This window comes from Amycolatopsis mongoliensis, from assembly GCF_030285665.1.
GTDB classification, from domain to species: Bacteria; Actinomycetota; Actinomycetes; order Mycobacteriales; family Pseudonocardiaceae; genus Amycolatopsis; species Amycolatopsis mongoliensis.
The window spans coordinates 1,688,023-1,714,424 of the sequence record NZ_CP127295.1 but is presented as its reverse complement, the minus strand read 5'-3'; the positions used below and the strand labels follow the sequence as shown (position 1 = coordinate 1,714,424).

21 protein-coding genes and 1 pseudogene are annotated in these 26,402 nt (G+C 69.4%); 18 read left to right on the top strand and 4 right to left on the bottom strand.

All coding sequences use genetic code 11. The annotated features are described in order from the left end of the window. The first annotated feature begins 1 nt into the window (after position 1). The 12 genes from QRX60_RS08110 to QRX60_RS08055 all read left to right on the top strand — a co-directional run bounded on the left by QRX60_RS08110 (position 2) and on the right by QRX60_RS08055 (position 18,752). Entirely contained in the window at positions 2-838 is an 837-nt protein-coding gene (locus QRX60_RS08110) for an MlaE family ABC transporter permease (RefSeq protein ID WP_003060266.1), read from the top strand. Beyond that, positions 835-2,175 carry an MCE family protein gene (locus QRX60_RS08105; RefSeq protein ID WP_286000156.1) on the top strand — a complete coding sequence of 447 codons (1,341 nt, stop codon included), beginning with the start codon at positions 835-837 and terminating at the stop codon, positions 2,173-2,175. Before QRX60_RS08110 ends, QRX60_RS08105 begins: the two co-directional genes overlap by 4 nt. Beyond that, complete coding sequence (locus QRX60_RS08100) at positions 2,172-3,200, top strand: MCE family protein (protein ID WP_286000155.1); 1,029 nt, start codon at positions 2,172-2,174, stop codon at positions 3,198-3,200. Before QRX60_RS08105 ends, QRX60_RS08100 begins: the two co-directional genes overlap by 4 nt. Then, complete coding sequence (locus QRX60_RS08095; RefSeq protein ID WP_286000154.1) at positions 3,197-4,183, top strand: MCE family protein; 987 nt, start codon at positions 3,197-3,199, stop codon at positions 4,181-4,183. The genes QRX60_RS08100 and QRX60_RS08095 overlap by 4 nt, the downstream gene beginning before the upstream one ends. Then, the gene (locus tag QRX60_RS08090; protein WP_286000153.1) at positions 4,180-5,361 is read left to right on the top strand and encodes an MCE family protein; all 1,182 of its coding nucleotides are present in this window, start codon (positions 4,180-4,182) and stop codon (positions 5,359-5,361) included. Before QRX60_RS08095 ends, QRX60_RS08090 begins: the two co-directional genes overlap by 4 nt. Beyond that, entirely contained in the window at positions 5,358-6,536 is a 1,179-nt protein-coding gene (locus QRX60_RS08085) for an MCE family protein (RefSeq protein WP_286000152.1), read from the top strand. Before QRX60_RS08090 ends, QRX60_RS08085 begins: the two co-directional genes overlap by 4 nt. Next, positions 6,536-7,801, top strand: a complete 1,266-nt coding sequence (locus QRX60_RS08080; protein WP_286000151.1) for an MCE family protein — start codon at positions 6,536-6,538, stop codon at positions 7,799-7,801. Before QRX60_RS08085 ends, QRX60_RS08080 begins: the two co-directional genes overlap by 1 nt. A 36-nt stretch (positions 7,802-7,837) precedes the next feature. Continuing rightward, positions 7,838-8,425: a hypothetical protein gene (locus tag QRX60_RS08075; protein ID WP_286000150.1), complete on the top strand. Its 588-nt coding sequence runs from the start codon at positions 7,838-7,840 to the stop codon at positions 8,423-8,425. Between the two features lie 87 nt (positions 8,426-8,512). Further along, positions 8,513-9,496, top strand: coding sequence for a hypothetical protein (locus tag QRX60_RS08070; protein ID WP_286003531.1), 984 nt, complete (start codon positions 8,513-8,515; stop codon positions 9,494-9,496). Between the two features lie 95 nt (positions 9,497-9,591). Then, complete coding sequence (locus tag QRX60_RS08065; RefSeq protein WP_286000149.1) at positions 9,592-10,449, top strand: ADP-ribosylglycohydrolase family protein; 858 nt, start codon at positions 9,592-9,594, stop codon at positions 10,447-10,449. Between the two features lie 772 nt (positions 10,450-11,221). Then, a complete protein-coding gene (rpoB, locus tag QRX60_RS08060; protein ID WP_286000148.1) occupies positions 11,222-14,725 on the top strand; it encodes a DNA-directed RNA polymerase subunit beta in 3,504 nt (1,167 codons plus the stop codon). Positions 14,726-14,840: 115 nt separating this feature from the next. Further along, positions 14,841-18,752 (top strand): DNA-directed RNA polymerase subunit beta', encoded by a 3,912-nt coding sequence (locus tag QRX60_RS08055; protein WP_286000147.1) that lies wholly within the window; start codon positions 14,841-14,843, stop codon positions 18,750-18,752. Between the two features lie 148 nt (positions 18,753-18,900). Here QRX60_RS08055 and QRX60_RS08050 read toward each other — a convergent pair whose 3' ends face one another. Continuing rightward, positions 18,901-19,128, bottom strand: coding sequence for a hypothetical protein (locus QRX60_RS08050; protein WP_286000146.1), 228 nt, complete (start codon positions 19,126-19,128; stop codon positions 18,901-18,903). Here QRX60_RS08050 and QRX60_RS08045 point away from each other — a divergent pair. Further along, entirely contained in the window at positions 19,094-20,680 is a 1,587-nt protein-coding gene (locus QRX60_RS08045) for an SdrD B-like domain-containing protein (RefSeq protein WP_286000145.1), read from the top strand. The two genes, QRX60_RS08050 and QRX60_RS08045, sit on opposite strands and share 35 nt — an antisense overlap. A 50-nt stretch (positions 20,681-20,730) precedes the next feature. On the opposite strand, the gene QRX60_RS08040 is transcribed toward QRX60_RS08045, so the two are convergent. Then, positions 20,731-21,525: a M15 family metallopeptidase gene (locus tag QRX60_RS08040; RefSeq protein ID WP_286000144.1), complete on the bottom strand. Its 795-nt coding sequence runs from the start codon at positions 21,523-21,525 to the stop codon at positions 20,731-20,733. A gap of 59 nt (positions 21,526-21,584) precedes the next feature. Beyond that, positions 21,585-22,085 carry an Lrp/AsnC family transcriptional regulator gene (locus QRX60_RS08035; RefSeq protein ID WP_286000143.1) on the bottom strand — a complete coding sequence of 167 codons (501 nt, stop codon included), beginning with the start codon at positions 22,083-22,085 and terminating at the stop codon, positions 21,585-21,587. A gap of 95 nt (positions 22,086-22,180) precedes the next feature. Between QRX60_RS08035 and QRX60_RS08030 the strand changes: the two genes are divergently transcribed. From QRX60_RS08030 to QRX60_RS08010, 5 genes and pseudogenes are all read left to right on the top strand, one after another. After that, positions 22,181-23,359: an MFS transporter gene (locus QRX60_RS08030; RefSeq protein ID WP_286000142.1), complete on the top strand. Its 1,179-nt coding sequence runs from the start codon at positions 22,181-22,183 to the stop codon at positions 23,357-23,359. 61 nt (positions 23,360-23,420) lie between these two features. Beyond that, a complete protein-coding gene (locus QRX60_RS08025) occupies positions 23,421-24,062 on the top strand; it encodes a zinc ribbon domain-containing protein (protein WP_286000141.1) in 642 nt (213 codons plus the stop codon). Positions 24,063-24,213: 151 nt separating this feature from the next. Beyond that, positions 24,214-25,279, top strand: a pseudogene (locus QRX60_RS08020) (hypothetical protein); the annotation flags it as partial. Positions 25,280-25,431: 152 nt separating this feature from the next. Continuing rightward, on the top strand, positions 25,432-25,650 hold the full coding sequence (locus QRX60_RS08015; protein ID WP_286000140.1) for a hypothetical protein: 219 nt from the start codon (positions 25,432-25,434) through the stop codon (positions 25,648-25,650). Beyond that, a complete protein-coding gene (locus tag QRX60_RS08010) occupies positions 25,589-25,957 on the top strand; it encodes a hypothetical protein (protein WP_286000139.1) in 369 nt (122 codons plus the stop codon). Before QRX60_RS08015 ends, QRX60_RS08010 begins: the two co-directional genes overlap by 62 nt. Here the strand turns inward: QRX60_RS08010 and QRX60_RS08005 are convergent. Next, on the bottom strand, positions 25,888-26,367 hold the full coding sequence (locus QRX60_RS08005) for a GNAT family N-acetyltransferase (protein ID WP_332845829.1): 480 nt from the start codon (positions 26,365-26,367) through the stop codon (positions 25,888-25,890). The genes QRX60_RS08010 and QRX60_RS08005 overlap by 70 nt on opposite strands. Positions 26,368-26,402: the final 35 nt, after the last annotated feature.

The following is a 26,402-nucleotide window of genomic DNA, read 5'->3' as shown; positions in this document are numbered from 1 at the left end:
CATGACGTTCCTCCAGGGCGCGAAACGCGTCGCCAACCGTCCGTTGCAGACGCTGGACACCCTCGGTGACCAGATGTCGTTCTACGGCCGCGCGCTGCTGTGGACGCCGCGGACGCTGCGCCGCTACACGAAGGAAGTCCTCCGGCTGCTGGCCGAGGTGAGCTTCGGGTCCGGCTCGCTCGCGGTCATCGGCGGCACGGTCGGCGTGATGGTCGGCCTGACGCTGTTCACCGGTGTCCTCGTCGGCCTCCAGGGCTACTCGGCGCTGAACTCGATCGGGACGTCGGCCTTCACCGGCTTCCTGACCGCGTTCTTCAACACGCGCGAGATCGCGCCGCTGGTCGCCGGGCTCGCCCTGAGCGCCACCGTCGGTGCCGGGTTCACCGCGCAGCTGGGCGCGATGCGGATCTCCGAGGAGATCGACGCGCTGGAAGTCATGGGCGTGCCGAGCCTGCCGTACCTGGTGACGACGCGGATCATCGCCGGCTTCGTGGCGGTCATCCCGCTCTACATCATCGGCCTGCTGAGCTCGTACCTCGCGTCACGACTGGTCGTCATCTACATCTACAACCAGTCGGCCGGTACTTACGACCACTACTTCGACCTGTTCTTACCCCCGCAGGACGTGCTCTATTCGTTCATCAAGGTGCTGCTCTTCAGCGTCTTGATCATCCTGTCGCACTGCTACTTCGGGTACCGGGCGACCGGCGGCCCGGCGGGTGTCGGCGTCGCGGTCGGCAAGGCCGTGCGGCTCTCCATCGTCACGGTGTCGATCATGAACTTCTTCATCGGGTTCGCCATCTGGGGAACCGACGTCACGGTAAGGATCGCGGGATGAGGACGCTCCGACGCAGGCTGCTCGGCCTGCTGCTCATCGCCGTGATGGTCGGCGGGGTGGCGCTGTCCATCGCGCTCTACGACAAGGCGTTCACGCCCGTCGTCACGGTCAAGCTGCAGGCCGACAAGATCGGCAACCAGCTGATCAAGCAGTCCGACGTCAAGGTGCGCGGGCTGATCGTCGGGTCCGTCCAGGACATCGTCGCCACCGACCACGGCGCGGAGCTGACCCTCGCGCTCAAGCCGGAGTCGGCGAAGCTGATCCCGGAGAACGTCTCGGCGCGGTTCCTGCCGAAGACGCTCTTCGGCGAGCGGTTCGTCTCGCTGGAGATCCCGCAGCAGCCGTCGTCGAAGACCCTGGCCAGCGGGGACGTCATCCCGCAGGACCGCACGTCCAGCGCGGTCGAGCTGGAGCAGGCGTTCTCCCACCTGATGCCGGTGCTGCAGGCGGTGCAGCCGCAGAAGCTGTCGGCGACGCTCACCGCGATCTCGACCGCGCTGCAGGGCCGCGGCGACCAGCTCGGCGACACGCTGACGCAGCTGGGCACCTACATCGGCGAGCTGAACCCGCACGAGCCGGAGCTGCAGCACAACCTGAAGGCGCTCGCGGAGTTCTCCGACCACCTCAAGGACTCGGCGCCGGACCTGGTGCAGAGCCTGGACAACCTGAGCACGACGACCCGGACCGTGGTCGACGAGCGGCAGAACCTGTCGAACCTCTACGGCAGCCTGACCCAGGCGTCGGTGGACCTGCAGACGTTCCTGCAGAACAACAAGGAGAACATCATCTCCCTCGCCGACACCGCCCGGCCGACGGCCGAGCTGCTGGCGAAGTACGCGCCGGAGTACCCCTGCGTGATCCGCCAGATGGCCGACAACGTCCCGCTGATCGACCAGGCGCTGGGCAAGGGCACCGACAAGCCCGGCCTGCACGCCACGATCGAGATCATCGTGCCGCGCGCGCCGTACGAAGCCGGCAAGGAGGAGCCGCGGTTCGAGGACAAGCGCGGCCCGCGGTGCTACGACATGAAGGACATCCCGAAGCCGTTCCCGTCGGAGCCGCCGGACGGCGCGTTCCAGGACGGCACCAAGCACCAGACCGCGCCCAAGACGGTCGGCGACGGCCTCAACCCGGCGAAGTTCAAGGCCGACGCGGCCGGCGGCAATGGGAGCGGAGCCGGTGACAGCGCTGGTCAACTTGCCTACTCGACGGCGGAACAGGGCTTCCTGGCCGATCTGCTCGGCCCGCAGCTGGGCATGAACGCGTCGGACGTCCCGGGCTGGAGCGCCCTGCTCGTCGGCCCGCTGTACCGGGGCGCGGAGGTGACGGTCAAGTGAGGGGCCTGCTCGCGCCGCTGATCAAGCTCGGCATCTTCGTCGTGGTCACCGTGCTGTTCACGACGATCCTCGGGATCAGCATCGCCAACATCAACACCACCAGCACCAACGCCTACAAGGCGCGCTTCACCGACGCGACGCTGCTGCTGCCCAACGACGACGTCCGCATCGCCGGCGTCCGCGTCGGGCAGGTCAAGGACGTCAAGATCGTCGACAAGCGCCAGGCCGAGGTCGAGTTCGAGGTCGACGCCGGGCGGACGCTGCCGGCCGGGGTGACCGCGCAGATCAAGTTCCGCAACCTGGTCGGCCAGCGCTACGTCTCACTCGGCGAAGGCGACGACAGCGCCGGGAAGACCCTGCAGCCCGGCGGCACCATCCCGCTGGAGCGCACGACGCCGGCGTTGGACCTGACCGAGCTGTTCAACGGCTTCAAGCCGCTGTTCACCGCGCTGAATCCGGACGACGTCAACAAGCTGTCCTACGAGGTCATCCAGGTCTTGCAGGGCGAGGGCGGCACCGTGGAGAGCCTGCTGTCGCACACGGCGTCGCTGGCCACCACGATCGCCGACAAGGACCAGGTGATCGGCCAGGTCATCGACAACCTCAACTCGGTGCTCGACACGGTCAACGCGCACACCCCGCAGCTCAACGACCTGATCGTCAAGCTGCAGCAGCTGGTGTCCGGGCTGGCCGCGGACCGCAAGCCGATCGGCGACGCGATCGAGAGCCTCGGCAACCTGGCCGAGACGACGTCCGGCCTGCTCGGTGACGTCCGCGAGCCGCTGAAGAACGACATCAGCGCGCTCGGCAACCTCACGAACCAGCTCAACAAGAACGAGCCGGAGCTGGAGCACTTCATCCAGTTCCTGCCGACCAAGGTGAGCACGCTGACCCGCACCGCGGACTACGGCTCCTGGTTCAACTTCTACGCCTGCGAGTTCTCCGGGACGGTCAGCTTGCCTCCATTGATCCCCGCGACAGACCTGCCCCTGCTCCCGGCCAACCGGGAGAGGTGCTCGGGATGAAGTCCTTCCAGAAGCGCAACCCCGTCCCGATCGCGCTGGTCGGCATCGCCGTCCTGGCGCTCGGCTTCATCGCCGCGCTGAACTCCGACGACCTGCCGGTGATCGGTGGCGGCACGACCTACACCGCCGAGTTCAGCGAAGCCTCCGGGCTGCAGAAGGACAACGACGTCCGGGTCGCCGGCGTCAAGGTCGGCAAGGTCAGCGACATCGAGCTCGACGGTGCGTCGGTGAAGGTGTCGTTCAAGGTCAAGGACGCCTGGCTCGGCGACCGGACCAGCGCCGCGATCAAGATCAAGACGCTGCTCGGCCAGAAGTACCTGTCGCTGGACCCGCAGGGCGAGGGCTCGCTGAACCCGGGCACCGGCATCCCGCGGGACCGCACGATGGCCCCCTACGACGTGCTCGACGCGTTCCGCGGGCTGTCGCAGACGGTCGACAACATCGACACCAAGCAGCTGGCGCAGAGCTTCGACACGATCTCGCAGACCTTCGCCAACACGCCGGAAGACGTGAAGGGCGCGCTGTCCGGGCTGTCGAAGCTGTCGGACACGATCGCCTCGCGCGACACGCAGCTGTCCAACCTGCTGGCCAACACCCGCGAGGTGTCGCAGACCCTGGTCGACCGCGACGCCGAGGTGCAGAAGCTGCTCGACGACGGCAACCAGCTGCTCGCCGAGCTCTCGAAGCGCGAAGACGCGATCACGGCGCTGCTGAACGGCTCCCGCGAGCTGGCGACGCAGCTGCAGGGCCTGATCGACGACAACGGCAAGCAGCTGGACCCGGTGCTGACGTCGCTGGACCAGCTGACGTCGATGCTGCAGCGCAACCAGGACTCGCTGGCCCAGGGCATCGCGAAGTTCGCGCCGTTCATCCGCGTCTTCACCAACACCATCGGCAACGGCCGCTGGTTCGACAACTACATCTGCGGCCTGGTGCTGCCGTCGTTCGGCCCGATCAACGAAGAGGGGTGCTACACGAAATGAGTGACACCCGCTTCGGCCAGGCCCTGACCCGGGGCTTCACCATCGCGATCGTCCTCGCGCTCGTCGTCGCCGGCGGGATCTGGTGGACCCTGAAGGACGCCGGGCGCAACCACCTGACCGCGTACTTCGCCGGCGCCGTCGGCCTGTACGAGGGCAACAGCGTGCGGATGCTCGGCGTCGACATGGGCACGGTCACCAAGATCCAGCCCATGGGCAACCAGGTGAAGGTCGAGTTCGAGTACGACCGCTCGGTCGCCGTCCCGGCCGACGCCAAGGCGCTCATCGTGGCGCCGTCGCTGGTGTCCGACCGCTACGTCCAGCTCGCCCCCGCCTACACCGGCGGCCCGCGGATCTCCGACGGCGCGGTCATCGGCCTCGACCGCACCGAGGTGCCCCTGGAAGTCGACCAGCTGGCCGCCAGCCTGGCCCGGGTCAGCGAGACTCTCGGCCCGAACGGCGCCAACAAGAACGGGTCGCTGTCGAACCTGCTGACCACCGCGGCGGCCAACGTCGACGGCAACGGCCAGGCCCTGCACGACACGATCACCAAGCTCGGCCAAGCGGCCGGGACGCTCTCCGGCAACAAGGACGACCTGTTCTCCACCATCGAGAACCTCGGCAAGTTCTCGCAGACGCTGGCCGACAGCGACAAGCAGGTCCGCAGCTTCGAGAGCCAGCTCGCCGACGTCAGCGGCTACCTCGCGTCCGAAAAGGACAACCTGGCCGCCACCGTGCAGCAGCTGGGCACCACGCTCACCGCGGTGCAGGCGTTCATCGACCAGAACCACGACCGGCTCAAGTCCAACGTGGACAAGCTGGCCGGCATCACCAAGGTGCTCGTCGACCAGCGCAGCTCGCTCGCCGAGATCCTCGACGTCGCGCCGGTCGGCCTGAGCAACCTGGTCAACACCTACAACGGCTCGGCAGGCACGCTCGACGCCCGGCCGAACCTCAACGAGCTGACCCAGCCGCCGCTGGTGATGATCTGCCGGCTGCTCAAGCAGGCCGGCAAGGGCATCCCGGACGTGCTCGGCAACGCCTGCGAAGGCATCGCCGGTGTCGTCGACGGGATCGTGCCGCTGCCCTCGCTGGCGCAGACCGTCCAGGCGCTGCAGGCGGGCAAGCTGCCGCCGCTGCCGCTGCCCATCGCCGGGCAGCTCTACGGAGGTGGCCAGTGAGGAAGCTGCTGAGTGCCGGGGCTCTCGCCACGGTGTCCGCGCTGACCCTGTCCGGCTGCGCGTTCAACGGCATCTACGACCTGCCGCTGCCCGGCGGCGCCGACCTCGGCGACCACCCGTACACGGTGAACGTCGAGTTCCGCGACGTGCTGGACCTGACCCCGCAGGCCGGGGTGAAGGTCAACGAGGTGCCGATCGGCCGGGTCGAGAACGTCGGGCTCACCAAGGACGGCTGGCACGCGCTCGTGACGCTGAAGGTCAACGGCGACGTCAAGCTGCCGGCCAACGCGCTGGCCAACGTGAAGCAGTCCAGCCTGCTCGGCGAGAAGTACGTCGAGCTGGCCTCGCCCGGCGACGACCAGGCCCAGGGCAAGCTCGCCGACAACGCGACCATCCCGCTGGCCCGGACGAACCGCAGCGTCGAGGTCGAAGAGCTGCTCGGCGCGCTGTCGCTGCTGCTCAACGGCGGTGGGGTCGACCAGCTCAACACCATCACCAAGGAGCTCAACAACGCCACGTCCGGCCGCGAGCCGGACATCAAGGCGCTGCTGGACAACGCGAACCAGCTGGTGACGAACCTCGACCAGCAGTCGCGCAACATCACCCGGGCGATCGACGGGCTGAACCGGCTGTCCTCGACCCTGAACGACCAGAAGGACAAGCTGGTCGGCGCGGTCGACAACCTCGGCCCCGGCCTCGGCGTGCTCGAGCAGCAGCGCGGCCAGCTGGTCACGATGCTGCAGGCGCTGGACAACCTCTCCGGGGTCGCCACCGACACGGTCAACCGGTCGCAGAAAGACCTCGTCGCCGATCTGAAGGCGCTGACCCCGACGTTGCAGAAGCTCGGCGAGGCGGGCAACGACCTGCCGAAGGCGCTGCAGATCCTGCTGACGTTCCCGTTCAGCGACCAGGCCGTCAACGGCGTCAAGGGCGACTACTTCAACCTGTACGCGAAGGTGGACCTGAACCTGAAGACCGTCGTCGAGAACCTGGGCAACAGCCGCCAGAACATCCTGTCCGGGCAGCTGCCGCTGGCCGGGCTGACCGGCGGTACCGAAGGCGCGTCGGGCAACCCGCCGCTGCCGATCCCCGGGGAGAGCGGCCAGCCGCAGTCCGGGCAGTCGAAGCCGGGGCTCGGCAACCTCTTCGGGCTCCTGCCGGGAGGTGCGGGCTGATGCTGGTTCGCCGGACGAAGATCCAGTTGATCGCCTTCGCGGTCATTTCCATCGTCGCGATCGTCTACGCGCTGATCCGGTTCGCCGGGCTCGGCACCGTGTTCGGCAACGACGGCTACACGGTGAAGCTGCAGCTCAACGAGTCGGGCGGCATCTTCACCAACGCCGAGGTCACCTACCGGGGCTACAACATCGGCCGGGTCGGGGAGATGCGGCTGACCCCGACCGGGCTCGAGGCGGACCTGAACATCGACCCGTCGGCGCCGCAGGTGCCGGCCGACCTCGACGCGGTCGTCGCCAACCGGTCGGCGGTCGGCGAGCAGTACGTCGACCTGAAGCCCAAGGCCGACAAGGGCCCGTACCTGGCGGGCGGCTCGGTCATCCCGGCCTCGAAGACGACCACCCCGGTCAGCACCGACCGGCTGATCGGCGACCTCGACACGCTGGCCGCGTCGGTCCCGGTCGACTCGCTGCGCACGGTCGTCGACGAGTCCTACGACGCCTTCCGCGGCACCGGCGGCGACCTGCAGAAGCTGCTCGACACCGCGCGCAGCTTCACCACGACCGCGCAGGAGTACCTGCCGCAGACGATCCAGCTGCTCGACCAGGGCGGCAAGGTGCTGGACACGCAGAACGCCGAGGCGGAGAACTTCGCGTCGTTCAGCAAGAGCCTCAACGAGCTCACCGGCACCCTGAAGAACTCCGACGGCGACCTGCGCAAGCTCATCGGCATCACGCCGCAGGTGGCGACGCAGATCAGCCAGGTGCTGCAGGAGTCCGGCCCGGGCCTCGGCGCGCTGACGGCGAACCTGCTCACCACGGCCAACCTGACCGTGACGCGGCTCGACGGCATCGAGCAGGGCCTGGTCACCTACCCGGCGCTGGCCGGCGCGGCGAGCAGCGTGGCGCCCGGCGACGGCACCGCGCACCTCGGCCTGGTGCTCAACCTCTTCAACCCGCCGTCGTGCACCAAGGGGTACCTGCCGTACTCGCAGTACCGCACCGGAGCCGACACTTCGCCGAAGCCGGCGAAGGAGGACGCGTACTGTGCCGAACCGAAGGGCAGCCCGATCAACGTGCGGGGCGCGCAGAACGCGCCGTACGGCGGGGTGCCGGTCGCGCCGTCCGCGAGCGACGTTTCGGCCAACGCGAACCGGCCGGCCGAGGAGCTCGCGGAGGAGCGCGACACCCGCGGTGTCCCGGGCATCGTCGGCAGCCCCGGCGTCAGCCTGAACAGCCTGGGTTCGCTGCTCGGGCTCGCCTGACGTGGATTTGATGACCGTTACCTACCCTGGAGTGCTATGAGTTCGGACGAGCCGGCCGCGGTCGCGGTGGCGGAGACCGAGGAGCCGGCCCCCGAGACGCCGTCGCAGGAGTCGTCCTCGCGGATCCTGGTGCTCGGCGCCGCGGCGCTGGCGCTGGCCGCGCTGATCGCGGCGGCGATCTTCGGCGTCCAGTGGTGGGTGGCCGCGAACGACGACAACGCCGATCTGGCGGCCTCGCGCGAGGCCGTGGTCAAGGCGGGTACGAACGCGCTGAAGGCCTACACCGAGGTCGACTACCAGGACCTGGACGGCTTCTTCGCCCGGCAGAAGTCCGTGTCGGACGACAAGATGTCCCAGCAGATCGACCAGTCGGCGCCGACGTTCCGCAAGGCGCTCGCCGACGCCAAGACGAAGGTCACCACCGACGTCCAGGACATCGCCGTCGAGGAGCTGGACGACCACGAAGGCAAGGCCAGCTTCCTCGCCGCCATCGCCACGACCGTCACCCAGGGCGACAAGAGCAGCGCGAAGCCGCTGCGCCTCGAGGTGTCGATGACCCGCGTGGGCGAAGACTGGAAGCTGTCCGGCATCGACAGCGTCCCGCTCGTCGCGGCCGGCCAGTAGCGCGTCACGCAGAAGGAGCTCGTAGTGCCCCCCTCCCGCCGCCAGCCGCCTCGCAGCAGCAGCACCCCGCCGTCGCGCCGGCCCCGCGTGGCCGGCCTGCGCAAGCCCGCGGCGGACGAGTCCGCCGCCGAGCGGACCGGCCAGCTCCCCGCGGTGCCGGCCGAGCCGCGCAAGCCGCGGCCCCGGCCCGCGCCGCGTCCGGTGCCGCGCCCGGCCGCCAAGCCCGCGGAGCCGTTCGAGGCCGCGAGCGGGCAGCTCGACACCGCACCTTCGGCCGAGGACACGGCGGTGTTCGCGGCGGTCGAGACCGAGGACGAGCCGAAGGTCGACGCGCTCACCGGCGAGCCCGAGGCGGACGAAGAAGCTCCGTCCCGGCCGGCGCCGCGGCGGAAGAAGCGCGACACAGGGATCGCGAAGCCGACCGGCGTCTCCGAGGCCGAGGCGGCCGCTTCGGCGGAGAAGCCCGCTCCGGCCGCAGCGGGCTCCTCCTCGCACAAGCCGTACGTGCTGGCGAGCGCGCTCGTGCTCGTGGCGCTGCTCCTGGGCGGGCTGGCGTTCTGGTTCAAGTCCGAGGAGGTCCAGGTCTCCTCGGCGACGAGCAACACCGCGCTGCTGGACGTCGCGAAGACGGCCCAGGTCAAGGACGCCGTGTCGAAGGCGGCCGAGGCGCTGTTCTCCTACGACTTCAACAACATCAAGAAGACCGAGGACGCGGCGAACGACCTGCTCGCCAACGACGACGTCAAGAACAAGTACAACTCGCTGATGGGCGAGGTGAAGAGGCTCGCGCCGACGCAGAAGATGGTCGTGACCTGCAAGGTCACCCGCGCGGCGGTGATCATGCTCAACGGCGACCTGGCGAAGGTGATGGTCTTCGTCGACCAGACCTCGACCCGCACGGACACGAAGAAGACGACCGCGGGCACGGCCCAGCTCCACCTGAACGCCCAGCTCCAGGGCGACAAGTGGAAGATCACGGACATGGACACGTACAACGCGCCCAAGGTCCCGGCGGCGACCCAGGCGCCGTCGTCCTCGGCGCCGCCGGCGTCCCCCTCGCCGACGAAGTGAGTCCGGCGGCCGCCCGGCGACGGGCGGTGCCGCTCGTCGATTTCGGGGAGCCGGCGGTGGCCGGCGGCCGGTAGCGCCGCCGCTACGGTAGGCCAATGGGATTCGAACAGGCGTACGCCAGTCTCGTCGGCCTGGCCGTCGGTGACGCTTTCGGCGCGCAGATCCTCCTGCCCGGAGACCACCCGGACGTCGCCGGCCGGCTGGTGCCGGCCGCGCCGTGGCGCTGGACCGACGCCACCGAAATGGCGTGCTCGGTCGTCGACGTCCTGCGGCGGAACGGTCACATCGACCAGGACGTGCTCGCCGGCTCGTTCGCCGAGCACCTCGACCCCGGCCGCGGCTACGGCCCGGGCGCGGAGTGGCGCCTGAACCAGATCCGGGCCGGGCGGACGTGGCCGGAGGTCGCCGAACCGGACGGCCGCGGCTCCTGGGGCAACGGCGCCGCCATGCGCGTGGCGCCGCTGGGCGCGTGGTTCTGCGACACCCTGCCGCAGGCCCTGCGCCAGGCCGAGCTGTCCGCCGTCGTCACGCACTCGCACCTCGAAGGCGTCGCGGGCGCGGTGGCCGTCGCGGCGGCGGCTGCGCTGCGGGCAGCGTCCCCCGGGCTGGCCGGCGCCGACCTGCTGGACGGGGTGATCCCGCTGGTGCCGCCCGGCCGGGTCCGCGACGGGCTCACGCTGGCCTTGAAGTTCTCCGGCGCCCGCGAAGCCGCCGCCAAGCTCGGCACGGGCCGCGAGCTGGCCGCGCACGACACGGTCCCGCTGGCCCTGTGGATCGCCGCCCGCTTCGGGGACAGCTTCACCGACGCGCTCTGGACGGTGGCCCAGGTCGCCGAGGACGTCGACACGGTGGGCGCCATCGTGGGCGGCGTGCTCGCGGCGGACGGCTCACCGGTCCCGGAGAGCTGGCGCGCGGCGTGCGAGCCCCTCCCCGGCTGGCTCGCCGAGTCCTGAGCGGGCCGCGGCGGCGCAGTTCGCCGGAGGCTGCCGTCGCCCACACGAGGGAACGCGCGGCTCCGTCAGGTCCGTGCTCGGCGGGCCCGGAGAGCCGGCGAGCCTCTCCCGGGCGGGCTCGTCGCGGCCTGAGCGGGCCGCGGCGGCACAGGGCGGCCGGCACGGTCCCGAAGCCTCTCCGAACGCTCTCGCGCCGCTGAGGCGGGCGGGACGCACGGGGCGGCTGGGACGGCGCCCGCGGGGGCTCCGGGGCGGTCACCCGAACCCCCGCGACACGCCGTCGCCGGCGGAACCGGTGTCGCTCCGAAGTGGCCTGAAACACAAATCGGGCGAGCGCCGAACGTGGGAAACACCCAGGTCCAAGCCGTATTACTGGCGCTACCCGCCGGTAACCAGGATGATATTCGGCCGCTCACGCTCCGCTGACCCTCTTCCACGCTGCGCCAACCGGCGGGACCCCCGTGTGGCATCTTGACTCTCGGGCCCGGTGGGTTCACGCTTACTCCCGAACGGCGAAACCGGCGGCCCTTGCGGGAGGGACAACCGGCTCGCCTGGAGGCATACCTGAAGACGTCGCGAGGCAGGCTGGGCCCCATCGGGAGCGCCCCCTGGACAGACCGCGCCGTTCGGGCTAGACTGCCTCTTTGCGCTGCCCTCTTTCAGGCTGCCCGGAGCCGGTAGTTAGGATAGTGGGCACACGGCACCCTTGACAGTCGCTCATAGCTGTTGCTATGGCGGCCGTCACCGCTCATTGTCCCCGGAAGGACGCATCTTGGCAGTCTCTCCCGCGAACCAGGCCACTGCTGCGACCACCTCGGCTGAATCTCGCTCGGAGTCCACGGGAATCCCCGGCGCGCCCAAGCGGGTTTCCTTCGCAAAGATTCGCGAACCGCTCAACACCCCCAACCTGCTCGATGTCCAGATCCAGTCGTTCCAGTGGTTCACCGGGGACGAAGCGTGGTTCGAGCGCCGTGTCGAAGAAGGTGAAGAAAACCCGGTCGGCGGCCTCGAAGAGGTCCTGAACGAGATCTCCCCGATCGAGGACTTCTCCGGCTCGATGTCCCTGTCCTTCTCCGCCCCGCGCTTCGACGAGGTCAAGGCCTCGATCGAGGAGTGCAAGGACAAGGACATGACGTACGCGGCCCCGCTGTTCGTCACGGCGGAGTTCGTCAACAACAACACGGGCGAGATCAAGAGCCAGACGGTCTTCCTGGGCGACTTCCCGGTCATGACCGACAAGGGCACGTTCATCATCAACGGCACCGAGCGTGTCGTCGTGTCCCAGCTGGTCCGCTCGCCGGGCGTCTACTACTCGAAGGACGTCGACAAGACGACCGACAAGGACGTCTTCAGCGTCCGCGTGATCCCGAGCCGCGGCGCGTGGCTCGAGTTCGACGTCGACAAGCGCGACACCGTCGGCGTCCGCATCGACCGCAAGCGCCGCCAGCCGGTCACCGTGCTGCTGAAGGCCCTGGGCTGGACCACCGAGGCGATCCGCGAGCGCTTCTCCTTCTCGGAGACGCTGCTGGCCACCCTCGAGAAGGACCACACCGCGGGCACCGACGAGGCGCTGCTCGACATCTACCGCAAGCTGCGCCCGGGCGAGCCGCCCACGAAGGAGAGCGCGCAGACCCTGCTGGAGAACCTGTTCTTCAAGGCGAAGCGCTACGACCTGGCCAAGGTCGGCCGGTACAAGGTCAACAAGAAGCTGGGCCTCGACACGCCGTACGACACGGGGACGCTGACCGAAGAGGACATCGTCACCACCATCGAGTACCTGGTCCGGCTGCACGCCGGCGAGGACAAGATGGACGCGCAGAACGGCACCGAGATCCCGGTCGAGACCGACGACATCGACCACTTCGGCAACCGGCGCCTGCGCACGGTCGGCGAGCTGATCCAGAACCAGATCCGGGTCGGCCTGTCCCGCACCGAGCGTGTCGTGCGTGAGCGCATGACCACGCAGGACGTCGAGGCGATCACCCCGCAGACCCTGATCAACATCCGCCCGATCGGCGCGGCGATCAAGGAGTTCTTCGGCACCTCGCAGCTGTCGCAGTTCATGGACCAGAACAACCCGCTGTCGGGCCTGACGCACAAGCGTCGTCTGTCGGCCCTCGGCCCGGGTGGTCTGTCCCGTGAGCGCGCCGGCATGGAGGTCCGGGACGTCCACCCGTCGCACTACGGCCGGATGTGCCCGATCGAGACGCCGGAAGGTCCGAACATCGGCCTGATCGGCTCGCTCTGCTCCTACGCGCGGGTCAACCCGTTCGGCTTCATCGAGACGCCGTACCGCAAGGTCGTCGAGGGCCGGGTCACCGACCAGGTCGACTACCTGACCGCGGACGAAGAGGACCGGTACGTCAAGGCCCAGGCCAACGCGCCGATCTCCGACGACGGCACCTTCGTGGAAGACCGGGTCATGGCCCGCCGCAAGGGTGGCGAAGTCGAGCTGATCGACCCGCTCGACATCGACTACATGGACGTCTCGCCGCGGCAGATGGTCTCGGTCGCGACGGCGATGATCCCGTTCCTCGAGCACGACGACGCGAACCGCGCCCTGATGGGTGCGAACATGCAGCGCCAGGCCGTGCCGCTGCTCCGCAACCAGGCGCCGTACGTCGGCACCGGGGTGGAGCTGCGCGCCGCGGTCGACGCCGGTGACGTGCTCGTCGCCGAGCAGTCCGGTGTCGTCGAGGAGCTCTCGGCGGACCTGATCACGATCATGCACGACGACGGCACGCGGAAGAGCTACGGACTGTACAAGTTCCGCCGCTCCAACCACGGCACCTGCTTCAACCACCGCCCGATCGTCAACGAGGGCGACCGGGTCGAGCAGGGTCAGGTCATCGCCGACGGCCCGTCCACCGAGAACGGTGAGATGGCGCTCGGCAAGAACCTGCTCGTCGCGGTCATGCCGTGGGAGGGCCACAACTACGAGGACGCGATCATCCTCTCCGAGCGCCTGGTGCAGGACGACGTCTTGACGTCGATCCACATCGAGGAGCACGAGATCGACGCCCGCGACACCAAGCTGGGCGCCGAGGAGATCACCCGGGACATCCCGAACGTCTCCGAGGAGGTCCTGGCCGACCTCGACGAACGCGGCATCATCCGCATCGGCGCCGAGGTCCGCGACGGCGACATCCTGGTCGGCAAGGTCACGCCGAAGGGCGAGACCGAGCTGACGCCGGAAGAGCGCCTGCTCCGCGCGATCTTCGGCGAGAAGGCCCGCGAAGTCCGCGACACCTCGCTGAAGGTGCCGCACGGCGAGACCGGCAAGGTCATCGGCATCCGCGTGTTCTCGCGCGAGGACGACGACGAGCTGCCCCCGGGCGTCAACGAGCTGGTCCGCGTCTACGTGGCCCAGAAGCGCAAGATCCAGCCGGGCGACAAGCTCGCCGGCCGGCACGGGAACAAGGGTGTCATCGGCAAGATCCTGCCGGTCGAGGACATGCCGTTCATGGAGGACGGCACGCCCGTCGACATCATCCTGAACACCCACGGTGTGCCGCGACGGATGAACATCGGCCAGATCCTCGAGCTGCACCTGGGCTGGCTGGCCTCGCAGGGCTGGACGATCGAAGGCACCCCGGACTGGGCGAAGAACCTGTCCCCGGAGCTCTACGACGTCGCGCCGAACACGAACACCGCGACCCCGGTGTTCGACGGCGCGAAGGAAGAGGAGCTCACCGGGCTGCTCGGGGCGACCAAGCCGAACCGCGACGGCGAGCGCATGGTCAAGGAGAACGGCAAGGCGACCCTGCTGGACGGCCGCTCCGGCGAGCCGTACCCGTACCCGGTCGCGGTCGGCTACATGTACATCCTGAAGCTGCACCACCTGGTCGACGACAAGATCCACGCCCGCTCCACCGGTCCGTACTCGATGATCACGCAGCAGCCGCTGGGTGGTAAGGCGCAGTTCGGTGGCCAGCGCTTCGGTGAGATGGAGTGCTGGGCGATGCAGGCGTACGGCGCTGCCTACACGCTGCAGGAGCTGCTGACGATCAAGTCGGACGACGTGGTCGGCCGCGTCAAGGTGTACGAGGCCATCGTCAAGGGGGAGAACATCCCCGAGCCGGGCATCCCGGAGTCGTTCAAGGTGCTCCTCAAGGAGCTCCAGTCGCTGTGCCTCAACGTCGAGGTGCTCTCCAGCGACGGCGCGGCGATCGAGATGCGCGACTCCGACGACGAGGACCTCGAGCGCGCCGCGGCGAACCTCGGCATCAACCTGTCCCGCAACGAGTCGCCCTCGGTGGACGACGTCGTGCACTGATCGCGAGCTGAGCGAGGGGGAGACCCGGGTGCGGGTGTCCCGCAAGACACAGCCTCCGGCCCCCTCGCTCGCCCGCCAACCCCTCTAGCCGAAACAACCCCAAGGGGATCTAGACGTGCTGGACGTCAACTTCTTCGATGAGCTCCGCATTGGTCTCGCCACGGCCGACGACATCCGTCAGTGGTCGTACGGCGAGGTCAAGAAGCCGGAGACCATCAACTACCGGACGCTCAAGCCCGAGAAGGACGGCCTCTTCTGCGAGAAGATCTTCGGCCCGACCCGGGACTGGGAGTGCTACTGCGGCAAGTACAAGCGCGTCCGCTTCAAGGGCATCATCTGTGAGCGCTGCGGCGTCGAGGTGACCCGCGCCAAGGTGCGCCGCGAGCGGATGGGCCACATCGAGCTGGCCGCCCCGGTCACCCACATCTGGTACTTCAAGGGTGTTCCCTCGCGCCTCGGCTACCTGCTGGACCTGGCGCCGAAGGACCTCGAGAAGATCATCTACTTCGCTGCTTACGTCATCACGGGCGTGAACACGGAGCTGCGCCACAACGACCTGCCGACCCTCGAGAACGAGATCGGCGTCGAGCGCAAGAACCTCGAGACCAAGCGTGACGCGGACATCGAGGCTCGCGCGCAGAAGCTGGAAGCCGACCTGGCCGAGCTGGAGGCGGAGGGCGCCAAGTCCGACGTCCGCCGCAAGGTCAAGGAGGGCGGCGAGCGCGAGATGCGCCAGCTGCGTGACCGCGCCGGTCGCGAGCTGGACCGCCTCGAGGAGGTCTGGACGACCTTCACGAAGCTCGACACCCGCCAGCTGATCGCCGACGAGCTGCTGTACCGCGAGCTGGTCGACCGCTACGGCGAGTACTTCACCGGCGGCATGGGCGCGGAGGCCATCCAGAAGCTGGCCACCGAGTTCGACGTCGCCGCGGAGGCGGAGAGCCTGCGCGACACGATCCGCAACGGCAAGGGGCAGAAGAAGCTCCGCGCGCTGAAGCGGCTCAAGGTCGTCGCGGCCTTCCAGGCCACCGGCAACGACCCGCGCGGCATGGTGCTCGACGCCGTCCCGGTCATCCCGCCGGACCTGCGCCCGATGGTGCAGCTGGACGGTGGCCGCTTCGCGACCTCCGACCTGAACGACCTGTACCGCCGCGTGATCAACCGCAACAACCGCCTCAAGCGGCTGATCGACCTCGGTGCGCCCGAGATCATCGTCAACAACGAGAAGCGGATGCTGCAGGAGGCCGTCGACGCGCTGTTCGACAACGGCCGCCGCGGGCGTCCGGTCACCGGCCCGGGCAACCGGCCGCTGAAGTCGCTGTCCGACCTCCTCAAGGGCAAGCAGGGCCGGTTCCGCCAGAACCTGCTCGGCAAGCGCGTCGACTACTCGGGCCGTTCGGTCATCATCGTCGGCCCGCAGCTGAAGCTGCACCAGTGCGGCCTGCCGAAGGACATGGCGCTCGAGCTGTTCAAGCCGTTCGTCATGAAGCGGCTGGTCGACCTGAACCACGCGCAGAACATCAAGTCCGCCAAGCGGATGGTGGAGCGCTCGCGGCCGCAGGTGTGGGACGTGCTGGAAGAGGTCATCACCGGCCACCCGGTGATGCTGAACCGCGCGCCGACCCTGCACCGCCTCGGTATCCAGGCCTTCGAGCCGCAGCTGGTCGAGGGCAAGGCCATCCAGCTGCACCCGCTGGTCTGCGAGGCGTTCAACGCGGACTTCGACGGTGACCAGATGGCGGTGCACCTGCCGCTGTCGGCCGAGGCGCAGGCCGAGGCCCGGATCCTGATGCTGTCGGCGAACAACATCCTTTCGCCGGCGTCGGGCCGTCCGCTCGCCATGCCGCGACTGGACATGGTGACGGGTCTGTTCCACCTGACCCGCCTCAACGAGAAGGCCGAGGGCGCGGGCAACGCGTACTCGTCGCCGGCCGAGGCCATCATGGCCTTCGACCGCAAGGCGCTGGGCCTGCACGCCCCGATCAAGATCCGCGTCACCGACCGCCAGCCGGCCAAGGCCGACGAAGCGCGGCTCGCGGAAAAGGGCTGGGAGCCGGGCAAGGCGTGGCTGGCCGAGACGACCCTGGGCCGCGTGCTGTTCAACGAGCTGCTGCCGGCGGACTACCCGTTCATCAACGAGCCGATGCCGAAGAAGCGTCAGGCCGCGATCGTGAACGACCTCGCCGAGCGGTACTCGATGACCCAGGTCGCGCAGACCCTGGACCGCCTGAAGGACGCCGGGTTCTACTGGGCGACCCGCTCGGGCGTCACCGTCGCCATCTCGGACGTGCTCACCCCGGTGGGCAAGGCCGCCATCCTCGACGAGTACGAGGGCAAGGCCTCCCAGGTGGAGAAGCGCTACCAGCGTGGTCAGCTGTCCCACACCGAGCGCAACAACGAGCTCGTCAAGGTGTGGACGCAGGCCACCGAAGAGGTCCACAAGATCATGGAGACGGCGCTGCCGGACGACAACCCGATCGCCATGATCGTGAAGTCGGGCGCGGCGGGCAACATGACGCAGGTCCGGTCGCTGGCCGGGATGCGTGGCCTGGTGTCGAACCCGAAGGGTGAGTACATCCCGCGTCCGATCAAGGCCAACTTCCGTGAGGGCCTGTCGGTGGCGGAGTACTTCATCGCGACGCACGGTGCCCGGAAGGGCCTGGCGGACACGGCGCTGCGGACCGCCGACTCGGGTTACCTGACCCGTCGTCTGGTGGACGTCTCGCAGGACGTCATCGTCCGCGAGGTCGACTGCGGCACCACCCGCGGCATCATGATGCCGATCGGCGAGGACATCGGCGACGGCAAGGTGCTGCGCGACCAGCACGTCGAGACCTCCGTGTACGCGCGGAACCTCGCGACGGACGCGGTGGACGCCAAGGGCAACGTCGTGCTGAACGCCGGCGACGACATCGGCGACCCGGCCATCGACAAGCTGCTTTCGAGCGGCATCTCGAAGGTCAAGGTCCGCTCGGTGCTCACCTGCGAGTCGGCCGTCGGCATCTGCGCGACCTGCTACGGCCGCTCGATGGCGACCGGTCAGCTCGTCGACGTCGGCGAGGCCGTGGGTATCGTCGCGGCCCAGTCGATCGGTGAGCCGGGTACGCAGCTGACGATGCGTACGTTCCACCAGGGTGGTGTCGCCGGTGACGACATCACGACCGGTCTGCCCCGTGTGCAGGAGCTCTTCGAGGCTCGTGTCCCGAAGGGCAAGGCGCCGATCGCCGACGTCGATGGCCGCGTGCGCATCGAGGAGAGCGAGCGGTTCTGGAAGATCACGCTGATCCCGGACGACGGCGGCGAAGAGATCGTCTTCGACAAGCTGTCCAAGCGTCAGCGGCTCGCGAACACCCCGAACGGCCCGCTGGGCGACGGCGACCACGTCAACGTCGGCCAGCAGCTGCTCGAGGGCACGCCGGACCCGCACGAGGTCCTGCGGGTCATGGGGCCGCGCGAGGCGCAGATGCACCTCACGGACGAGGTCCAGAAGGTGTACCGGGCGCAGGGTGTGTCGATCCACGACAAGCACATCGAGGTCATCGTGCGGCAGATGCTGCGCCGCGTGACGATCATCGACTCCGGTGCCACGGACTTCCTGCCGGGCGAGCTGCCCGAGCGGACCAAGTTCGAGGCGACGAACCGGGCCGCGGTCGCCGAGGGCGGCGAGCCGGCTTCGGGTCGTCCGGTGCTGATGGGTATCACGAAGGCGTCGCTCACCACGGACTCGTGGCTGTCGGCGGCGTCGTTCCAGGAGACCACGCGCGTCCTGACCGACGCGGCCATCAACGGCCGCTCGGACCGGCTCGTGGGCCTCAAGGAGAACGTGATCATCGGTAAGCTGATCCCGGCCGGTACGGGCATCAACAAGTACCGCAACATCCAGGTGCAGCCGACGGAAGAGGCCCGGGTCGCGGCGTACGCGATCCCGTCCTACGACGACGGCTACTACACCCCGGACGTGTTCGGTACGGGTACCGGTGCCGCGGTGCCGCTGGACGACTACGACTTCGGCCGCGACTTCCGCTGACCGTAGTCCCGATCAACGGGAAAGGCCCTCGCCGGGATTCCGGCGAGGGCCTTTCCCGTTTCGCAACTGTCACCCAAAACGGGTGCGCACCCCGCTAGATTGACGAGGTTCACGCGGTTCGGGGGCTTTGCGCGTTTCCATCGGGTAATCAGGGGTGACTGTTCGTGAACAAATCCAGAAGCGCGAGACCGATCTCGCGCCATTTCGCCACGCTCGCCGCGGCGGCCTTGCTGACCTGCGGGTTTGCCGGCCCGGCCGGCGCGGAAGAGACGACTCCGACGGCCACCGCGCCGGCCACTTCGGAAGCGCCGCCGAGCAGTTCCGAGATGCCGACGACGTCGGTGCCGAGTTCCGCGGCCGAGAGCGCGCCGCCCACGGAACAGAAGCCCCGGGCCGCCGCCGAACGAGCGGAAGTCGACGTTTCCGCCGACTTCGACAAGCCGTCGTACGGGACCGGCGACGACGTCACCTTCAAGTTCAAGCTGACGAACGTCGGCCAGACCCGCGCGGCCGGCCTCACGATCTACCAGATGATTTCCAACCCGGACGACCTGAACGTGCCCTACGACGGCTGGGGACCGCTCAAGGCCGCGCCCGGCCTGTCGCTCGAGCCGGGTGAAACCTTCGAACTGCCGGTTTCCGGCCGCGTCCGGAGCCTCGACAAGCCGACCGCGGTCGTGCGGGGTGTCCTGTTCGACGAGACCGGCGCCAGCGCCAGCCAGACGTTCACCTTCACCGTTCCGATCACGCAGGAGATCGTGCACGCGAAGGGCTCGGTCTACGGGGACGCGAACGGCAACGGTGTGCCGGACGGCGGCGAGCAGCTGGGCGGGGCCAAGCTCACCCTGCGGTACACGCACGGCAGCGGCGAGTACACGGCCACGAGCGACGCCCAGGGGAAGTTCGGCGTCGACATCCCGGCCGGGGACTACTACCTCGGCGGCGACGTGGTCGACGGCTGGCTGTTCCCGTTCCGGACCGTCCACATCGGACCGGACAGTGACGACCTGCTCGTCCGCGGGGCTCCGCCGCTCAACGGCGCGCTGAAGGCGTCGATGAAGTTCACCCAGGACAGCTACCGGGTCGGCGACCTCCTGCACCTCACGGTGACGCTGTCGAACTCCGGCTCGATCCCGCTCACCGGCATCGTGGCCGAGTGCAACCGGGTCGGTGACAGCTACATCCTGAACGGAACCGGGCCCGGCTGGGGTGACCTGGTCTACTCGCGCGGGGTGACGATCGCCGCCGGAGAGACCCGCACCTTCGACGTGACCGACACGGTGCCGGCGGCCGCGTTCAACCGCGGGTTCGTCTTCGCTTCCTGCGACTTCGGCTATCCCGAAGTGGACGTCGACAACCACGCGCAGGCCGACGCCCAGGCCGCGGTGCCGGGCGCGAAGGTCACCGTCGACGGCAACGTCGGCGTCTTCGACGACCACGGTCAGCTGCAGCGGGGCGTGGCCGGCGTCAAGGTCGTGCTCGTCTCCGACCTGCACTGCCCGATCACCGGCGAGACGACGACCGACGACAAGGGGTACTTCGCGTTCAAGGACGTGGCGCCCGGACCTGCTTACCAGCTGTACTTCCAGCTGCCGGACGGCTGGAAGCTCAAGTACGACGACAGCAACCCGATGCCGATCTGGGTCTTCGGCGCGCCGACGAAGCCGCAGCCGCAGGTGGTCTTGGCGGAGGAGGGCACCTCGCCGGCGGCGCCGGCCGTACCGGCCCAGCCCGCGGACTGCGCCCCGGCGGGCACGCCCACCTCGTCGAACGCGGCGGGGACCGGCGGCGGGGAAAGCACCGGCGGTGGCACCGGCCTGGCCAGCACGGGTGTCGACGCACTCGGGCTCGGGGTGCTCGCCCTGGTCGCCCTGGGGCTCGGCGGTGGACTGGTGATCGGCTCCCGCCGGCGCCGGAACGCGGCCTGACGAACAAAAAAGCGCCCCCGGTCCACAGTGGACCGGGGGCGCTTTTCGGGTCAGCGAAGACTGCAGCGCGACACCGGGAAGTCGAAGTAGGTGTCCGGGAACGGCTCGCCGTCGAGCGTGTAGTGCCACCACTCCTCGGGCAGGTTGTGGAAGCCGGCCGCGATCATGGTGGTCCGCAGCAGGTCGCGGTTCTGCCGCGCGACGCCGGTGATCGCCGGGTTGTCGGTGTGGGCCAGAGGGTCGAAGCAGTCGTAGCCGGTGCCCATGTCGACCATGTTGTCGGGGAAGCGCCGGTTCCGCGGCGCGAAGCACGGCACGAGCGGCTCACCCGGGACGTACGGGCGCTGGAACCGCGGCGGGAGCTTCACGACGGTGAGGTCCATGGTGCTGCCGCGGCTGTGCCCGGACTTCTCGGCGATGTACCCGTCCTCGAACAGCCGGTCCTTGGCGACGTTCGGGTAGAACTCGGCCTTCATCTTCTCGTCGGCGAGGTCCTTCGCCCACCGCACGAAGTGGTCGACCGCGCGCTGCGGGCGGTAGCAGTCGTAGACCTTGAGCGTGTAGCCCTGCCTGACCAGCTTCGCCTGGGCCTGCCGCAGGCCTTCGGCGGCCTGCCGGGTCAGGATGCAGGTGGGCTCGAGGTAGCCGTCGATCCGCCGGCCGACGAAGTTGTGCCGGGTGGCGTAGCGGATGTCCTGCAGGATCGACGGCGCCACGTCGGACAGGGCGACGAACTCGGCGGGGGCGGCCGGCGGCGCGGCCTGCGCGGTGGCGGGGACGGCCAGGGTGGCCAAGGTGGCGAGGGTGACGGCGAGCGTCCGCACCCTGCGAGTCAAGATCGGCATCCCTCTCGTCTATCAGCTCGGCGGCGGACAATCAGCCGCCTTCCGGGCAGGACTTCGGGTCACGACCAGCCTTCGGGCGTCGTCGCGCGCAGGAAGTCGTCCGTCGGCGGCTGCACCGGCCGCCCCTCGAACTGCGTCGACAGCACCACCGACGACCGCAGCTCGCCGTGCTTGCCGAGCCGCTCCAGCAGACCTTCGAAGTGCTCGAGCGAGGCCGCCCGGATCTTCAGCATCGTGCAGTGGTCGCCGGACAGGCGGTGGATCTCCACGACTTCCGGGTAGTCCTCGGACTTCGACGTCTTCAGCAGGCAGCTGCTCAGCGCGCACCGCATCTCGACGAACGCCTGCAGCGGCTGGCCCGCGCGCCGCGCGTCGACCTGCGCGCGGTAGCCGGTGATCACGCCGGTCTCCTCCAGCCGCCGGACCCGCTCGGCCACTGCCGGCGCCGAGAGGTTGATGCGCCGGCCCAGCTCCTTGAAGGACAGCCTCCCGTCGGCCTGCAGCAGTTCCAGCAGCCGCCAGTCGACGTCGTCCAGGGGCTTTTCCGAACGGAAGGTCATGGGCCCCATCTTCCTTCCGAACCGCGACCGTGGCGACGGATTTGCCGTTGATCGTCCCTTCGAAAGATCCTCGGAAGTTCCTAAAGTTGCTGGTCATGGGGACTCTGACGGTGACCGGCCGGGCCCGGTCGATGGGCGCGCTGTTCGCCGGCGTCGCGCTGCTCAACACGGCGACGGTCGGCCTGAGCACCGCCGCGACGCTGATCGTCGCCGCCGGCAGCGGGCCGGGGTGGAGCGGCCTGCCGAGCGTCGCGAACGTGCTCGGGACGGCCGCCGGCGCGTTCGGCGCGGGCCTGCTGCTGCCGGGGCACGGCCGCCGCCGCGTCCTGGTTGCCGGGTACGGCGTCGCCGCGGCCGGTGCGCTCGTCGCCTTCGCCGGCGCTCTGACGACGTCGCTGGTGCCGCTCCTGCTCGGCATCCTGCTGGTCGGTCTCGGCAACGGCGGCGCGCAGCTGTCGCGCTACCTGGCCGCGGACCTGTACCCGGAGGAACGCCGGGGCCGCGCGCTGTCGAACGTCGTGTGGGCCGGAACCGTCGGCGCGCTCGCCGGGCCGGCGCTGATGGCCCCGGCGGCGGACGTCGTCACCGGGTTCGGCTGGCCGTCGCTGTCCGGGCCGGTCGCGGTCGCCGTGCTGGCCACGGCGGGCGCGGCGCTGGCGGCCGCGTTCCTCCCGCGGCACGTCCCGCTCCCACCGGAGAAGCCGGCGGCCACGGTCGCCCCGGCGCGGGCGGCCGGCGTCGCGCGGCCGCTGGTCGCGATGGTCGCCGCGCAGCTGACGATGGTCGCGGTGATGACCATGACGCCGGTGCAGCTGGAGAGCCACGGGCACGGTCTCGACGTCGTCGGCTGGGTGCTGAGCGCGCACCTGTTCGGCATGTTCGCGCTGGCGCCGCTGTCCGGCCGGATCGCCGACCGCTGGGGCCCGCGCGTCACGGTCAACGCGGGTCTCGGGGTCCTGGCTTTGTCGACGGCGACCGCGCTCGCGGCGCCGACGGCGCACACGTCCGGCCTGCCGGTGGCGTTGTTCCTGCTCGGGTACGGCTGGAACCTGGTGTTCGTCGGCGGCAGCGCGCAGCTGAGCCGCGACCTCGCGCCGGAGACGCGCAGCCGGGTGCAGGGCACCGTCGACGCGGTGGTCTGGTCCGCGTCCGCTTTGGCCGGTTTGGGGTCAGGACAGCTGTTTGCCGGCGGTGGGTACGCGCTCGTGGCGGTCGTCGGAGGTGTGCTGGCGCTGCTTCCGTTGGCCCTCCTGGCATCCCGTGACGGCCGGTAGCCGCGTCGTTGTCGGCAAATCTCTCGTCGCCGTGGTGGTGGCGCGCTGGCGAAGATGGGCCGTGGCTGACTCTGTGCCCTTCACGGACAACTTTTCGGACCTCTCCAACACACAGGGGTACCAGTTCGAGTTCCGCTGTGAACGCTGCGGCAACGGCTTCCGTTCCGCCTTCCAGCGCGACACCATGGAAACCGGGCGAAGCGTGCTTCGCACTGTCGGCTCGTTCTTCGGCGGGACGCTCCGGGATCTGAGCAACTCGGCCGACCAGTGGCGCTACGACCGCGCGACGAACTCGCCGGCCAAGGACCGGGCGCTGGCGGCGGCGGTCAAGGAGATCACGCCGAGCTTCCGCCAGTGCCGCGGGTGCGGCGACTGGATGTGCCACGACCAGTGCTGGAACGAGGAGATCGGCCAGTGCCTGCGTTGCTCGCCGAGCGTCGCCGAGGAGATCTCGCGCGCCCAGGCGTCGGCGCAGCGCGACCAGATCTGGGACAAGGCCCGCGAGAACGACTGGACGTCCGACCTCGACCTCGACACCCGCGCGAAGGTGACCTGCCCGGGCTGTGGCCTGAAGGCCGAGGGCGGGAAGTTCTGTTCGTCCTGCGGCACGTCACTGGCGCTCAAGGTCCGCTGCGGCGGCTGCGGGAGCGAGAGCACCAAGCCCGGCGCGCTGTTCTGCTCGGACTGCGGCACCAAGCTCTGACCGGAGTTCCCGGCACTTCACAACGGATACGTAACTCGCAGCCCGGCGTTCAGGCGTCGGGGCTGCGCCATTGTGACCAGCTGTGACGCCGCTGGATGGTCTAGACGTCGCGGAGTAGTGACGCTCACCTGTTGGCCCAATCGGCGCGTGCGTCAGCCTGCCGACCACCACGCTCGGCGGCAGCGTCCGGACGCGTATTGGGTGATCGAGGACGGCACCGCGTACGGCACGTACATGGGCGGCCCGGTCGTCCCCGGCCCGCACTCCTACGCCGACGGCTCCACCCAGATCGGCAACGGCTTCGCGGGCAGCCCCGGCGAGGTCGTCCACTTCGGACAGAACGCCGAAGTCCTGTCGGAGTCCCCGGCGGCGACCCCGCAGGGCGACAACCAGAAGCTGTGCGACAACCTGCCGCAGCTGGCAAGCCGACCTGCGCCAACCCGCACGGCATCCAGGCCCGCGAGGAGCTGAACACGCTCGTCACGAGCGACTACGCCGAGCCGCGCACCATCATCCTCGACCCGGTGAAGCAGCCGTCGCCGTACCTGCGCCGGCCGACCGTGCGGACCTGGGACATCTCCGACCGCAACCACCCGAAGCTGAAGTCGGTGCCGTACCTGCAGGACGGCCCGCGGGCCGATCCGGCCGACCCACTGCACGCCGAGAGCCGCGCGGTCATGGAGACCACGGTGACGAACCTGCCGGGGCACAAGGGCGCGTTCGCCCAGACCATGCAGGGCGGCGCGGTGTTCTACACACCGGACATCACCGCGGCCGAGCCGCGCTGGATCGAGGTGTTCGACGACGGCGCCGCGAACAAGGCGATCTACGCGACCGACGACTCGAACGGCGCCAGCTCCGACGGCGGCTGATCCAGGCGAGCCCGGACGACAAGTACCTCCACCGCGCGATCGTCGGCCGGCAGAAGGGCACCCTCTCGGCCGACGACCCCGGCACGACCGGTGGCGTCTACGTCCTCGACATCCGGGGCCGGGTCGACACCAAGGCGAAGGCGCAGCAGGGCGGAGGCGGCGACCTTGCCGACCGTCGTCGGCGCGGTCCCGCACTGGGGCGCCTACGACAACTGGGCGCTCGGCAGCGACGGTTTCTACCACGAAACCGACACGCCGCAGCACCTCGCGGTGTCGAACTACTTCGTCGCGCGGTCCGGTTTGGACGGTGACCACAAGGTCGACCTGCTGAACATCGGGCCGGACGAGGAAGGTCGCGGACGCCGGCATCAAGTAACCCGGTCGTGAGTGTTTAGGGCGGTTCTAACCGCCCTAAACACTCACGACCCCGACCTGGGAGTCTTGGTGGAACACGACCACTCCGCGCCGGGGAGCCGCCGTTTCCCTTGGGAGTCCCCATGAACCGGCAGCTCGCCGGCAGGCTCGGCATCGCGGTGATCGCGATCGCGGCGGTGACCACCGGCATCTTCATCGTGGGAGACAACGGTTCTCCGCCGTCGCCGCCGGTCGCGGTGGTGGGGGCCGGCGCCGTCCTCGGTGCCGCCGCGCACGATCATGGCGACTGCGACGTACACCTCGACCCCGCCGGCGCCGTCCGGCTACCAGGTGACCTATGAGCTGGCCGGCACCGGCACGGCGACGGTCGTCTACGACTCGAACGGGCTCGGCCTGGTCCACCAGGAGCTGGACGTCGCCCTGCCGTGGCGGAAGGAGCTTTCGTGGCCGTCGGCCGGGTCGGTCCAGCTGCTCGGGCAGGGGAGCGGCGCGGTGGAGTGCCGCATCTCCCTGGGCGGGCGCGTGGTGGCGACGCGGAAGTCGGCACCCGGCGAGGTCGCGGCCTGCACCGGCCGGGCTCAGCTGAGGGCCTTCGCGAACCAGTGCTCGGCGAACTGCCCGTCGTTGAAGGGCTCGACCTCGTCGTAGCCGATCTTCGCGTAGAGCGCGCGGGCCTCGACGAGGTCGTGGCGGGTGTCGAGCCGCATGAGGGCCGAGCCGAGCGTGCGGGCGGCGTCTTCGGCGGCCGCCACCAGCCGCGGCGCGAGCCCCGAGCCGCGGTGGGCGGGCTTGACGAACACCTTCGTCAGCTCGGTGACCCCCGGCGTGACGACTCGGGTGCCGGCGCAGCCCGCGACGTCGTCGTCGCGGTATCCGACGAGGAACGCCCCGGTGGGCGGCACCAGGTCGGCCCCGGGTTCCTCGGCGACGTACCGCGTCAACTCGGCTTCGGTGATCGGCCGCCCGTAGTAGCGCGAAGCGACTTCGTCCATGTACTCGCGCATGATCGCGACGGCGTCCGGGTGAGCGACGTCGATCTGGGTGATCTTCCAGTTCACGTCCTCATCCTGGGGACGCTGTCCAGCGAATTGCC

Bases quoted from the DNA above. Each gene is read 5' to 3' on its own strand.
- QRX60_RS08090 (WP_286000153.1), top strand. From the start codon at position 4,180: ATGAGTGACACCCGCTTCGGCCAGGCCCTGACCCGGGGCTTCACCATC.
- QRX60_RS08015 (WP_286000140.1), top strand. From the start codon at position 25,432: ATGAACCGGCAGCTCGCCGGCAGGCTCGGCATCGCGGTGATCGCGATC.
- QRX60_RS08010 (WP_286000139.1), top strand. From the start codon at position 25,589: ATGGCGACTGCGACGTACACCTCGACCCCGCCGGCGCCGTCCGGCTAC.
- QRX60_RS08080 (WP_286000151.1), top strand. From the start codon at position 6,536: ATGCTGGTTCGCCGGACGAAGATCCAGTTGATCGCCTTCGCGGTCATT.
- QRX60_RS08030 (WP_286000142.1), top strand. From the start codon at position 22,181: ATGGGGACTCTGACGGTGACCGGCCGGGCCCGGTCGATGGGCGCGCTG.
- QRX60_RS08095 (WP_286000154.1), top strand. From the start codon at position 3,197: ATGAAGTCCTTCCAGAAGCGCAACCCCGTCCCGATCGCGCTGGTCGGC.
- QRX60_RS08075 (WP_286000150.1), top strand. From the start codon at position 7,838: ATGAGTTCGGACGAGCCGGCCGCGGTCGCGGTGGCGGAGACCGAGGAG.
- QRX60_RS08105 (WP_286000156.1), top strand. From the start codon at position 835: ATGAGGACGCTCCGACGCAGGCTGCTCGGCCTGCTGCTCATCGCCGTG.
- QRX60_RS08035 (WP_286000143.1), bottom strand. From the start codon at position 22,085: ATGACCTTCCGTTCGGAAAAGCCCCTGGACGACGTCGACTGGCGGCTG.
- QRX60_RS08040 (WP_286000144.1), bottom strand. From the start codon at position 21,525: ATGCCGATCTTGACTCGCAGGGTGCGGACGCTCGCCGTCACCCTCGCC.
- QRX60_RS08110 (WP_003060266.1), top strand. From the start codon at position 2: ATGACGTTCCTCCAGGGCGCGAAACGCGTCGCCAACCGTCCGTTGCAG.
- QRX60_RS08065 (WP_286000149.1), top strand. From the start codon at position 9,592: ATGGGATTCGAACAGGCGTACGCCAGTCTCGTCGGCCTGGCCGTCGGT.